The sequence below is a fragment of the Myxococcus sp. MxC21-1 genome (assembly GCF_032612255.1).
GTDB lineage: Bacteria > Myxococcota > Myxococcia > Myxococcales > Myxococcaceae > Myxococcus > Myxococcus virescens.
In genome coordinates this window covers 3,984,437-3,996,547 of record NZ_CP123278.1, presented here as the reverse complement: position 1 = coordinate 3,996,547, position 12,111 = coordinate 3,984,437, and the positions used below count along the sequence as shown (strand labels likewise).

The 12,111-nt window shown below is 68.2% G+C and carries 12 protein-coding genes and 1 pseudogene; 1 reads left to right on the top strand and 12 read right to left on the bottom strand.

Annotated elements, in window-relative coordinates; genetic code table 11:
* Window positions 1–12: 12 nt before the first annotated feature.
* The 5 genes from lepB to QEG98_RS18500 all read right to left on the bottom strand — a co-directional run bounded on the left by lepB (window position 13) and on the right by QEG98_RS18500 (window position 5,508).
* Window positions 13–1,269: a signal peptidase I gene (gene lepB, locus QEG98_RS18520; RefSeq protein WP_316567570.1), complete on the bottom strand. Its 1,257-nt coding sequence runs from the start codon at window positions 1,267–1,269 to the stop codon at window positions 13–15.
* Between the two features lie 3 nt (window positions 1,270–1,272).
* Entirely contained in the window at window positions 1,273–3,084 is a 1,812-nt protein-coding gene (gene lepA / locus QEG98_RS18515; protein ID WP_090491428.1) for a translation elongation factor 4, read from the bottom strand.
* A gap of 271 nt (window positions 3,085–3,355) precedes the next feature.
* A complete protein-coding gene (locus QEG98_RS18510) occupies window positions 3,356–4,300 on the bottom strand; it encodes an NAD-dependent epimerase/dehydratase family protein (protein WP_090491427.1) in 945 nt (314 codons plus the stop codon).
* Between the two features lie 45 nt (window positions 4,301–4,345).
* A complete protein-coding gene (locus QEG98_RS18505) occupies window positions 4,346–5,305 on the bottom strand; it encodes a UDP-glucuronic acid decarboxylase family protein (RefSeq protein WP_090491534.1) in 960 nt (319 codons plus the stop codon).
* Window positions 5,306–5,328: 23 nt separating this feature from the next.
* Window positions 5,329–5,508 (bottom strand): ribbon-helix-helix domain-containing protein, encoded by a 180-nt coding sequence (locus QEG98_RS18500; RefSeq protein ID WP_002640579.1) that lies wholly within the window; start codon window positions 5,506–5,508, stop codon window positions 5,329–5,331.
* 94 nt (window positions 5,509–5,602) lie between these two features.
* Here QEG98_RS18500 and QEG98_RS18495 point away from each other — a divergent pair, with 94 nt between their 5' ends.
* Window positions 5,603–6,202, top strand: coding sequence for a hypothetical protein (locus QEG98_RS18495; RefSeq protein ID WP_090491426.1), 600 nt, complete (start codon window positions 5,603–5,605; stop codon window positions 6,200–6,202).
* 24 nt (window positions 6,203–6,226) lie between these two features.
* On the opposite strand, the gene QEG98_RS18490 is transcribed toward QEG98_RS18495, so the two are convergent.
* The 7 genes and pseudogenes from QEG98_RS18490 to QEG98_RS18460 form a co-directional block, all read right to left on the bottom strand.
* Complete coding sequence (locus tag QEG98_RS18490) at window positions 6,227–6,589, bottom strand: cupin domain-containing protein (protein WP_090491425.1); 363 nt, start codon at window positions 6,587–6,589, stop codon at window positions 6,227–6,229.
* Window positions 6,590–6,616: 27 nt separating this feature from the next.
* Window positions 6,617–7,495 carry an SPOR domain-containing protein gene (locus QEG98_RS18485; protein ID WP_316567569.1) on the bottom strand — a complete coding sequence of 293 codons (879 nt, stop codon included), beginning with the start codon at window positions 7,493–7,495 and terminating at the stop codon, window positions 6,617–6,619.
* Between the two features lie 134 nt (window positions 7,496–7,629).
* Entirely contained in the window at window positions 7,630–8,013 is a 384-nt protein-coding gene (locus QEG98_RS18480; protein ID WP_316567568.1) for an HU family DNA-binding protein, read from the bottom strand.
* Between the two features lie 74 nt (window positions 8,014–8,087).
* Complete coding sequence (locus tag QEG98_RS18475) at window positions 8,088–8,870, bottom strand: hypothetical protein (RefSeq protein WP_316567567.1); 783 nt, start codon at window positions 8,868–8,870, stop codon at window positions 8,088–8,090.
* 28 nt (window positions 8,871–8,898) lie between these two features.
* Window positions 8,899–9,944, bottom strand: a pseudogene (mnmA, locus tag QEG98_RS18470) (tRNA 2-thiouridine(34) synthase MnmA).
* Between the two features lie 98 nt (window positions 9,945–10,042).
* On the bottom strand, window positions 10,043–11,311 hold the full coding sequence (locus tag QEG98_RS18465; RefSeq protein WP_316567566.1) for a [cytidine(C)-cytidine(C)-adenosine (A)]-adding enzyme: 1,269 nt from the start codon (window positions 11,309–11,311) through the stop codon (window positions 10,043–10,045).
* Between the two features lie 392 nt (window positions 11,312–11,703).
* On the bottom strand, window positions 11,704–12,036 hold the full coding sequence (locus QEG98_RS18460) for a hypothetical protein (RefSeq protein ID WP_090491421.1): 333 nt from the start codon (window positions 12,034–12,036) through the stop codon (window positions 11,704–11,706).
* Window positions 12,037–12,111: the final 75 nt, after the last annotated feature.

The following is a 12,111-nucleotide window of genomic DNA, read 5'->3' as shown; positions in this document are numbered from 1 at the left end:
CCAGCGAACGCCTCAACGGACCGGTTCGAAGAACCGATCCACGCGGAGGCCTGTGCCACCGAACAGGCCGTGCAGCAGCCCGTGATAGCCCAGCGACAGCCACACCACCATGGCCTTGCCCTTGATGTGGCCGTAGGGGACGTACTCCGCCTTGCCGTACCCGGTGACTCCCAGGCCGTGGCGGCTGTCCGCGCTGTTGTCCCGGTTGTCACCCACGGCGAAGACGTGGCCCGGAGGGACCTCGTAGGGGCCTTCCCGGCGCGGCATGCGCGGCAGCGTCTGCAGCGCGGCGTGCGTCACGCCGGACAGGTTCTCCTCGTAGAGGGTCTCCTGCTGGTCGTACCAGCGCCCGTCGTCGGTGATGTTGTGGACGGTGAACTCGTTGGAGACGAGCTCGCGCTGCTGCGGCTGGCCGTTGATGTGGATGACGCCGTTGATGAACTCCACCACGTCGCCCGGCACGCCGACCACGCGCTTGATGTAGTCCACCGACTCGTTCACCGGGTTGTTGAAGACGATGACGTCTCCACGCTCCGGCGGCCGGACGATGACGAAGGGCACGTAGTTGAGGAACGGCAGCCGCACGCCGTAGATGAACTTGTTGACGAAGACCTGATCGCCAATCTCCAGCGTGGGCAGCATGGAGCCGGAGGGGATTCGGTACGGCTCCACGATGAAGGTGCGAAACACCAGCGCCACCAGCAGCGCCTTGCCGAACCCGCCCAGGAAGTCCATGGCGGACTGCTTGCGGAACGCGCCCAGGTGCTGCGCGGTGAGCGCCTCCAGCCCCTTGACCTCGGTGCGCAGCGCCTCCGCGTCACCCGCGGCGGAGGCCTGCTCCACGCGCAGCGCCTGCTCGGCGATGCGCTCCAGCACCGGCCCCGCCACCTTCGCGCTCACGCCGGGCTTGCGGAGGATGCGCTCGTTCTCCTCCAGCAGCTCGTTCGCATCGTGGCGCACGCCGCGCAGCGCCTTCTCCTTGGGGGAGACGTTGCGCCACACCAACAGGGCCACGAAGTAGAGGACCAGCAGCAGCCCCAGCCCCTTCATCACCGGCTGGGCCCACGCGGCGGACGCGCGCGAGTACTCGATGATCACCGTGTACGGCACGTACAGCAGCGCCAGGATGATCAACGGAGCCCAGAGGCTGGTGAGGCGCTCGCGCCACACCAGCACGTTGCGGGCGCGAAGCATCTCCGGCGTGCGGCGGGCCGCCATCGCCTCGGAGAGCTTCGCGGGAGGGGTGGCGGAAGGCATGGCCGCGTTCATGGGCTACTGCTCCGACTTGAGGACCGCGAGGAAGGCTTCCTGCGGAATCTCCACCGTTCCGACCTGCTTCATGCGCTTCTTGCCCTCCTTCTGCTTCTCCAGGAGCTTGCGCTTGCGGCTGATGTCACCACCGTAGCACTTGGCGAGCACGTTCTTCCGGATGGCGGAGATGGTCTCACGCGAGATGATCTTCGCGCCAATCGCCGCCTGGATGGCGACCTCGTACATCTGCTTCGGGATGACCTCCTTCAGCTTCTGGCACACCTCGCGGCCGCGCAGGTAGGCGCGCTCGCGGTGCACGATGACGCTGAGGGCGTCCACCGGGTCCCCGTTGATGAGGATGTCCAGCCGGGCCAGGTCGGACTCGATGTAGCCGGCCAGTTCGTAGTCGAGGCTGGCGTAGCCGCGCGAGACGCTCTTGAGCTTGTCGAAGAAGTCGAACACGACCTCCGCCAGCGGCATCTCGTAGGTGACCTGCACGCGCTGACCGCTGCTGCCCAGGTACTTCATGTCCTTCTGCACACCGCGGCGCTCCTGGCACAGCTTGAGGATGGCGCCCAGGTGGTCGTTGGGGACGTGGATGTGGCAGGTGAGGATGGGCTCCTCGAACTTCTCGATGTGCTGAACCGGCGGCAGCTTGGCCGGGTTGTCCACCAGCAGCGTTTCACCCTTGCTGGTGGTGATGCGGTACACCACGCTGGGCGCCGTGGTGATGAGGTTCAGGTTGTACTCGCGCTCCAGGCGCTCCTGAACGATCTCCATGTGCAGCAGGCCCAGATAGCCGCAGCGGAAGCCGAAGCCCAGCGCGGTGGACGACTCCGGCTCATAGGTGAACGCCGAATCGTTGAGCACCAGCTTCGCCAGCGCGTCGCGCAGGTTCTCGTAGTCCGCGGAGTCCACCGGGAAGATGCCGGAGAACACCATGGGCTTCACTTCCTGGAAGCCCGGGAACGGCTCGGCCGTGGGACGCGACTCCTCGGTGACGGTGTCACCGACCTTGGCGTCCTGCAGCTCCTTCACGTTGGCCACGAGCACGCCCACCTCGCCCGCAATGAGCTGCGGCACCGGGCGGGAGAACGGGCTGAACACGCCCAGCTCCTGAACCTCGAAGACCTTGTTGTTGCTGAACAGCTTGATCTTCTGCTTCAGCTTGAGCGTGCCTTCCAGCACGCGCACCAGCGTCACCACGCCCCGGTAGTTGTCGTACCAGGAGTCGAAAATCAGCGCCTTGAGCGGCGCGTCCGCGGAGCCGCTCGGAGGCGGCACGTTCTGCACGACGGACTCCAGGATGTCCTGGATGCCGATGCCCTCCTTCGCGGAGCACGGCACGGCGACGGACGCATCGATGCCGATGACGTCTTCAATCTCCGAGCGCGTGCGATCCACGTCCGCGCTCGGCAGGTCGATCTTGTTGATGACCGGGATGATCTCCAGGTTGTGGTCCAACGCCATGTAGACGTTGGACAGCGTCTGGGCCTCCACGCCCTGCGTCGCATCCACGACCAGGAGCGCGCCTTCGCACGCAGCCAGGCTGCGGCTGACCTCGTAGGCGAAGTCGACGTGTCCCGGCGTGTCGATGAGGTTGAGGACGTACTGCTTGCCGTCCTTCGCGGTGTAGTTCATCCGCACGGACTGGGCCTTGATGGTGATGCCCCGTTCGCGCTCGATGGCCATGTTGTCGAGGAACTGGGCTTGCGCCTCGCGCTTGGTCAGAGTCCCCGTCTTGTCGAGGAGACGATCCGCCAGCGTCGACTTTCCATGGTCGATATGGGCGATGATGCAGAAGTTGCGGATATGCGCGTTTTCAGCCGGCATGTTCAGGGCGCTCGTCGGAAGAAGCGGGCGTGCGTAACAGGGAATCGCGCGAAAATCTACGCGCACGCGTACGCCCGATGAGCAACCCACCGGGGGAGCTTGTTTGTTCCCCAGTCATCAGCGCCCGTCCCGGGCGAACACCCCTGGGACAGGCCCTGAGCCCCCTCCCGGCACGCCCGGTCCCCGGCCCTCAGGGCCGGCCCGGGTACGTCCGTGGGAAGGGGTACCACCCTCCCCCGCCTCGGCCACCAGCGGGGGTGCTGGACGCCGCTCAGCCGTGCGCGCGAGCGGGCGCGCCGGCCTTCTGACGGAAGTACTCAAGGGTGCGGCGCAGGCCCTCGCGCACGTCGACGCTCGGCTCCCAGCCAAGCACCTTCTTGGCCAGCGCGTTGTCCACGCAGGAGCGCATCTGCTCCCCCGGCTTGCCGGGCGCATGGGCGACGGAGACGCTGGAGCCCGCCGCCTCGGCCAGCAGCGCGTAGAGGCGGTTGATGTCCGTCTCCACGCCCGTGCCGATGTTGATGGCGCCCACGTAGTCGTTCTCGAAGGCGAGCCGGTTGGCGCGGGCCACGTCCGGACCAAAGACGAAGTCGCGGGTCTGCTTGCCCTCGCCGAAGATGGTGCAGCCCTGACCGGCGATCAGCCGCTGGCTGAAGATGGCCACCACGCCCGCCTCGCCGTGCGGGTTCTGCCGAGGGCCGTAGACGTTGGCGTAGCGGAGCGCCACGTAGGGCAGGCCGTACTGCGCCCGGTAGTAGCCCAGGTACAGCTCACCGGACGCCTTGGAGACCCCGTACGGAGAAATGGGCCGCGTGGGGTGACTCTCCGGCGCGGGGAACACGTCCTGCTCGCCGTAGATGGCGCCACCGGTGGAGCTGAAGATGACCTTCTTCACCCCGGAGACGCGGGCGGCCTCCAGCAGGTTGAGCATGCCGCGGATGTTCACGTCCGCGTCGAAGCTCGGGTCGTCCACGCTGCGGCGCACGTCCATCTGCGCCGCCAGGTGACAGAGCACGTCGGGCTTCTCGGACTTGATGAGCTCCGACGCCTCGCGGCTGCGGATGTCGTGGACCGCCAGGCGCACACGCGGGTCCAGGTTCTCCCGCTTGCCGCCGGACAGGTCATCCAACGCGATGACGTCGTGACCACCGCGCAGGAACTCATCGCACACATGCGAGCCAATGAAGCCCGCGCCACCTGTCACCAGGACCTTCACGCAACCTCCCGCCTGCAGGCCATGCAGGATCTTCGCGCCGGCAAACTATGCCGGGGGCCTCGTGCCGGCAACCTCTCGGAACCACGCAATGGTCTCCCGAAGACCCTCTTCCAGCGGCACCTTCGGCTCCCAGCCCAGCAGCGTCCGAGCCCGGGTGATGTCCGGCTGACGCTGCTTCGGATCATCCTTGGGCAGCGGCTTCTCGATGATGGCCCCGCCCCCGCCCGCCGCCGCGCGCACGGCCTCCGCGAACTGACGGATGGTCATCTCCCGGGGGTTGCCGATGTTCACCGGGTTCGGCTCGTCCGACAGCATCAGCCGGACCAGCCCGTCCACCAGGTCCTTCACGTAACAGAACGAGCGCGTCTGGCTGCCGTCCCCGAAGACGGTGAAGTCCTCGCCCTTGAGGGCCTGGCCCACGAAGGCCGGCACCACGCGGCCGTCATTGAGGCGCATGCGCGGACCGTAGGTGTTGAAGATGCGGACGATGCGGACCTGCACGCCCTTGGTGCGCCCGTAGGCCGCGGTGATGGCCTCCGAATAGCGCTTGGCCTCGTCGTAGACGGACCGGGGGCCAATGGGATTCACGTTGCCCCAGTAGTCCTCGCGCTGCGGATGCACCAGCGGATCCCCGTAGACCTCCGACGTGGAGGCCATCAGGAACACCGCCTTGTTCGCCTCCGCCAGCTTCAGCCCGTTCTCCGTGCCAATGGAGCCCACGCGCAGCGTTTCCAGCGGGAGCTGCGCATAGTCGATGGGCGAGGCCGGCGAGGCCATGTTGAAGACGTAGTCCAGCGGCCCTTCCACCGGGATGTGCTCGGTGATGTCCGCCTTGACGAAGGAGAAGCCCGGCCGCCCGTTCAGCGTGCGCAGGTTCTCTTCGTTGCCGGTGATGAGGTTGTCCACGGCGATGACCACCGCCGCGCCGTCATCCAGAAGACGCTCACACAGGTGCGACCCGACGAAGCCGGCGCCGCCCAGGACCGCTACCCGCTTGCCACGCATGCTCTTCACCTCACGCCTCTCTCTCACAGCTCGTCGAACGTCGACTGCCCCGGCAACTGCGCCTTGTACTTCTCCAGGACCAGGTCGATGCCCTGGCGGATGTACTCGGCCACGGGCACCTTCGTCTTCTGGTTCAGCGCCTTGAGGAGCTCGTTCTGCTCCGGGGTGATGTAGATGGTGGTGCTGACTTTCTTTCGGGCCATGGCGATATGTGAAAATATATGAAATGACGTGTCGCGCGAAAGCATCTCGTACGAATGACGTCGCCAGGCAACCCCCAGACACTGGGAGTTCTCAATGCCACGCTACAAGCAGTTGATTTTACTGGGCCTCATGACCTCAGGGGCCCTGGCTGGTTGCGCCAGCAGCAAGTCGGCGGAGCAGGATGGCGCGGGCGCCGTGCGGGGCCGGCAGGCCGGGGAGCCCATCCGCCCGGAAGCCGGGGCCAACGAGGAGGTCACGCAGCAGGACGCCAACGGCGACGGCCGCCCGGACGTGTGGACCTACACGGTGGACGGGCGGAAGGTGCGCCAGGAGCTGGACCTGAACTGGGACGGCCGCGTGGACCTGACGCGCTACTTCGACGCCAACGGCGACAAGGCGCGTGAGTCGCTGGACCTGGACTTCGACGGGCGCGTGGACGCCACCTACTTCCATGAGAAGGGCGTCAACACGCGCCGCGAGCGCGACACCAACGGTGATGGCCGCCCGGACAGCTTCACCTACTACGAAGGCGGTAAGCTGGTGCGCAAGGAGCGCGACACGCGAGGCGCGGGCCGCATCGACTACTGGGAGTACTGGGAAGGTGGCCAGGTGGATCGCATCGGCGAGGACCTGGACGGGGACGGCACGGTGGACAAGTGGACCCGCAACCCGAACAACGCGGCCCGCGAGTAGGCGGGCCGCCGCGGTGGACAGCGGCTACGGGTTGCTGGTGCCGGTGCGCCCGTAGGCATCCTCGAGCCGGACCACGTCGTCCAGCTCCGGGGTGCTGACCTCGAGGATGTCACAGTCGGTCAGCGCCACCATGCGGTGCTTGGTGAGCGGCTTGATGTGGTAGCTCTCACCGGGGTGCATCTCCTTCTCGATGAGCCCCTGGCCCTCGTCGACGACGAAGAGCAGCTTGCCGCTCTGCACGTGGATGGTCTCATCCTTGCGGTTGTGGAACTGCAGGCTGAGCTTGTGGCCCTGCTTCACGTGCAGCAGCTTGCCCACGTAGCGTTCGGTGTGAGCCCAGATGAGTTCGTATCCCCAGGGCTTCTCCACCCGCTTCGTCGTCGTCATGGCGCTTCCCGTCTTCCTCGTCCCGCTCTAGTTCGTGCCGGCCACGAATGCGTCGAGCGAAGTCTCACGCTTGAAGTCTGACAGATACCGGGTGGCCGCATCCCGGGAGGCGAAGCTTCCCATGCGGACGCGGTACCACGTGCCCTTACCGGCCACTTCGGCCGTCAGGATATAGGGGGCATAGCCCCGATCACGCAACCGAGCGGCGAAGCGGTCGGCTTCCTGCTTGTCCTGGAACGCCGAGAGCTGGAGCGTGAAGGCTCCACCCTTCACGGCCTGCGCGGGCGGCGAAGCGGGCTGCGCCGGCTGCTGGGTGGCGCGGGCAATGGCCTCCTTCAGGCCGCCACCCTCCGTGGTGGTGGTGCGCGTGGGGACGGCGGACGCCTCCACCTTGCCCGACACCGGCACGGCCTTCGCGGGAGTCGGAGCGGTGGGGGCCTCGGCGACCACGACGCGCTCCGGCTCGGCCTTGGGCTCCTCCGGCGGCAGCTCCCCCGTGTCCGGGTCCGGCGTGGGCGCCAGCGCGGCGCGCTGCGCGGAGGCCGGCTTCGGCTCGGGCGGCTTCGCGGCGGCGGGCTTCTCCGTCGGCGGCGGAGCCTTGGCGACAACGGGCTTGGGCTGCGGCGGGGCCACCGGCTCGGCAGCGGCCTTGCGGGTCAGCTCGTCCGGGAAGGTGAGCGGCTGCTCCTGCTGCACGTTCTGCAGCGCCTGCGCGTTGGCATCCAACGCGGAGAGCAGGTCCGGCGCGGCCACGGCATCCGCGTTGCCCGCGAGCTTCTTGCCGACGACGACCCCCAGCACGAAGACAGCGCCCATCACGACAATGCCGGCGATGAGCAGGCTGACGATCTGCCGGTTGTCCAGAGAGACGTCGAACTTCTCCTTCATCCGGTGAGCATCACGCATGGCTTGAAAGTCCTCGGGCGCGGTCGCAACGGCCACACGAAATCCGTGTTGCGGCCTGTAGCGACGGCATGGAGGGCAAAGTACGCCCCACCCCTGAGCCGGTCAAATTCGCGGAACGACTCCAAGCCTCACCGTCAACCCGTGACGGGCACGGAGAACGAGGCCCCCGCGGCGAGCGGCAGCGTCGACAGCGCCTCGCCGGGTGGGGTGTCCGGAATGGGGGAAGCCGCCGTGGCGGGTGGGGCATTGAGCCGCTCGCGCAGGTCCTTTCCGGCGGCGAAGGACAACGTGCGCCGCGCGGGCACCGACACGCGCTGGCCCGTCTTGGGGTTGCGGCCCGTGCGAGCCCGGCGCGTGCGGACACAGAAGACGCCGAAGCCCCGCAGCTCGATTCGCCGTCCGGCGATCAGGGCCTGGGACATTTCCTCGAAGACGGCGTGGACGATGGCTTCCACCTCACGCCGTGGAACATGCGTGGCACGCTCCACGATGCGCTCGATGAGCTCACTGCGCGTCATGCACACCTCCCGCTGGGCGACCGAGGACTCTACCGAAGCAGGCCCCCCAAGGACAAACCGCCCTCCCCGTCCCCTCACCGCAGCCGGACGTCCGCAGGCCCTTCGACTTCAATCTTGCGGCCCTGCTGCGTGCGCAGGACCACCTCCGCGCCGGCGGGCACCATCAGTCGTACCGTGCGGCCCAGCGGCACATCGCCCCCTTCCAGCAGCACGGCGGTGGCCAGGTCGTCCGTCTCCGCCACGATGAAGCCATCCTCCACGGTGGCCACCAGACCGCCCTCGCCCAGGTTGCCTGCGTGGATGTGGGGCACGCGGGGGCGGTGTGGCGGAGGCGGCAGCGGCTTGCGAGGGCCATCCCGCGACGGTTCGTCTTTGGCCTTGTTGGGCGACAGCCCGTTGGGCGTGAAGAAGGCGGCGAAGTAGCCGTTGGAGCTGTACGGGTCTTCCTGCTGGGCGCTCGCGGGCGTCACCTGCACCTGGGTGTAGCGCGCGGCAATGATGCGCAGCGGGCGCGGCGCCTCCTGGAGCTTGCCCTCGACGATGTGGCGGGACGGCAGGTTGACGCCATGGAGCTTCGCCTCGTCCGCTTCGCCCACCTCCAGCGTGTCGCCCTTCTCCAGGAAGCGCAGGCCACCGCCGAAGAACTCCAGCACGGCGGGGCCGGTGGCCTTCAGCTCGTCATGCCCCAGCAGCTGCGAGCCGACGGCGATGGGCCGCCACTCCTTGCCTTCCGCGCGCAGCACCGGCGCACCGGCGGCGAGCAGCCCCGCGACGGGTTTGTCCGAGCGCTCCTTGCAGCCAGCGGCCGCGAAGACGGTGACGACCGCGATCAGACATCCCACGAGGCGCTGCGCCATGTGCCGCACCCTCCGAGGCAACCCGGGGTCAGACAATCCAACCGCCGCCGAGCACGCGGTCCTGATCGTAGACCACCGCGGCCTGCCCGGGGTGACGGCGCGCGCGGGCGCGTCCAGCTTCACGGAGACGAGCCCGTGCGGCGAGACATGCACCCGCCCCTGTGCGCCCGAGTGGCGGTGCCGGATGCGGACCTCCACCGGCTGACTGGCCGGAGGCGGCCCGTCCACCCAGTGGGGTTGGAGCAGACCGAAGTTGTCGCGGCCGGTGCCCTCGGCGGGGCCCACCACCACGCGCTGCGTCTCCGGCTCCAGCCGGTGGACATAGCGAATCTCGCCGCCCCCCAGGTTGAGCCCCTTGCGCTGGCCCACGGTGTAGCGGTGGATGCCCTGGTGGGTGCCGAGCACGTTGCCCTCGGTGTCCACGATGTCCCCGGCCGGCTGCGGCCCGGCGACCTTCTCCACGAAGCCCGCGTAGTCGCCGTCCGGTACGAAGCAGATCTCCATGCTCTCCGGCTTCTGACTGGTGACCAGGCCGTGCCGCTCCGCGACGGCGCGGACCTCCGCCTTCGTCATGCCGCCCACGGGGAAGAGGATGTCGCGCAGCTCGTCCTGACCGAGCGTGAAGAGAAAGTAGCTCTGGTCCTTGGCGGCATCGACGGCGCGACGCAGGACGAAGCGGCCGTCCACCTCCTCCACGCGGGCGTAGTGGCCCGTGGCCAGCCGGGCGCCGAGCGCGCGGGCGCGCTTGAGGAGGAAGTTGAACTTCACGTCCCGGTTGCAGGCGACGCAGGGGATGGGCGTGCGCCCGCCCAGGTATGACTGGACGAAGGGGTTGATGACCCGGTCCTGGAAGATCTCCTCCGCGTTGGCCACGTAGAAGGGAATCCCCAGCGTCTGGGCCACGGCCCGCGCGTCATCGATGTCATCCGGACTGCAGCAACTCCCACACGTCGCCTTGCCCTCGTAGGACCAGACGCGCAGGGTGATACCGATGACCTCGTGACCCTGTTCCTTGAGCAGGGCAGCCGCGGCCGAGGAATCCACCCCGCCGCTCATCGCAACGACGACTCGCATGGTGCTCCTTCCTACACGCCTGCGCGTCCGGGCGCACGCGGGGAGGACACGGAGGGAGCCCTTTCCCGCCCCCCCGTCACTCCCTGCAGCCCGCCGGCTCAGCGAGCAACCTGCGCCTGCCACGTCTGCAACCGCTGCCGCAGGGCGTCGGCCGTGTTCAGGCCCGGATCATCCAGGACGGACTCGACGAGGAACCGGGTGGCCTCGCCCACGATGGGAGAAGGCCCCACACCCAGGGCGGCCATGATGTCGCCTCCCGTCAGCGACAGGTCCTTCGCCGTCAACGGCGGCTTCGCGGCGGCGAGCGCCTCCACGCGGGCAATGAGCGCCTCCACCGCTGGGAGCGCGTCCGGCTGGCGGACTCCGACCCGGGCGCGAACGACCGCGGCCCACTGCGGAAGCTGCGGCGGGCCCAGGCGAGCCAGGAGCCGGCGAAGCGCGGCGTCCGGCTCCCCCACCCGCGTCTCCGCCTTCGCGTGTTCGACGAGCAGCGCCACCAGATCCGCCACCTTGTTGGGGAACTTCAGCCGCAGGCCGATGTCGCGCGCCTGGGCTCGGTCCACCAGATCGGCCAGCAGCACCGCGACGCGGACCTCCACCTCCAGCGGCGAGGCCTGCACCGCGGCCCGGACGGACGCGGCGGCAGAGGCTTCCGCGCGCGCCAGCTCCGGAAGGAACACGTCCAGGAGCCCGGTGTCCGCGAGCAACAGCAGGCCGCTCTCCGCCCGGGGTGACAGGAGCAGCTTCACCAGTTCTTCACGCACCCGCTCCAGCGCGACCTTGCGGAAGACGCCGAGCGTGGCGGGAATGGCGGCGCGGGTGGCGGCATCGAGCGCGAAGCCGAGCACCGCGGCGAAGCGCACGGCGCGCAAGGGCCGCAGGCCGTCCTCGGAGAAGCGCTCCTGCGCGGAGCCCACACAGCGGATGAGCTGCGCCCGGAGGTCCGATTGTCCGCCGAACGGGTCCACCAGCTCGCGGTCCAGCGGGTTGTAGGCCATCGCGTTGATGGTGAAGTCGCGCCGGGACAGGTCCTTGACGATGTCGCGCTCGAAGGCCACCGAGCTGGGCCGGCGGCCGTCGAGGTAATCCCCCTCCGAGCGGAACGTCGTCACCTCCACGTGCGTGCCACTCTGGAGGACGGTGACGGTGCCGTGCTGGATGCCCGTGGGGATGACCTTGCGGAAGGCACCCTGGACTTCATGCGGCAGCGCGCTGGTGGCCACGTCGAAGTCCTTGGGGTGGACCAGGCGCACCATGTCCCGGACGCAGCCCCCCACCAGGTAGACGGCGTGGCCCAGTTCGCGCAGCCGCGCGATGACGTCCAGCACGGGCTGGGGGATGTCGGCGTTATGGAGGTTCGCGATCATGACAGCCGGGGCCAGGACGACATGCCCGCGGGCCCAGGGGCGCGTTGTACCGGCCAGACTCCCGCGTTCCAAGCCCCGAGACGGCTTGGGCCCTAGCGGTTGATTCGAATAGAACCCTGAATCCAAAGACCCGTTTCCGGCACTGTTCCCTATGTTCGATATGGGGCTGAACTGGCCGGAAGCGGAGTCGCATGACCGAGTGGCGCAGGCGAAATTTGCCCGGCTGGAGCGCTCGGGTCCTGGGCCAACCCGCCGCCGCGCACGCGGCCGAACAGTTGCGACCCAAGAGGCAGGCCGCTGGACACGACGCTCGCGCGGCCGAATCGCGATGCCGCCCCTCGGAAAGCGCCTCCACGCCGGGTGCTTCCGGCGTGGAGCGCCGAGACGTCACGTCAGGGGCAGTAGGTGCAGTAGAAGAACTGGGAGTTGATGGCGTACTGCGACGTCTCGCCGACACACGTCACGGTACAGTCACTGGCCGTCGTGCACCGGCCCACCTGCCCCTCAATCTCGATGGGGAAGGACGTCCAGTAGGTGGTGATCCGGGGACGGTACAGCGTCGTGCACGCCTGCGCGGACACCTCGGCGGGCGCGGAGACAGCCTCCTGCGCGGCTTCCGGGGTGGTCGGAATTGCACCTTCTTCATTCAGGTCCACGCCCTCGCCACAGGCCACCAGGAAACCAGCAGCGACCACGGACACCGCGACAGTCGAGATGTTTCGCACGGGCAAATCCTCTCAGTGAAGTTGCACGACACGCGCATCCTGCCGCAGTAGCCTGTTTCAGCCGAGGAATAAGCG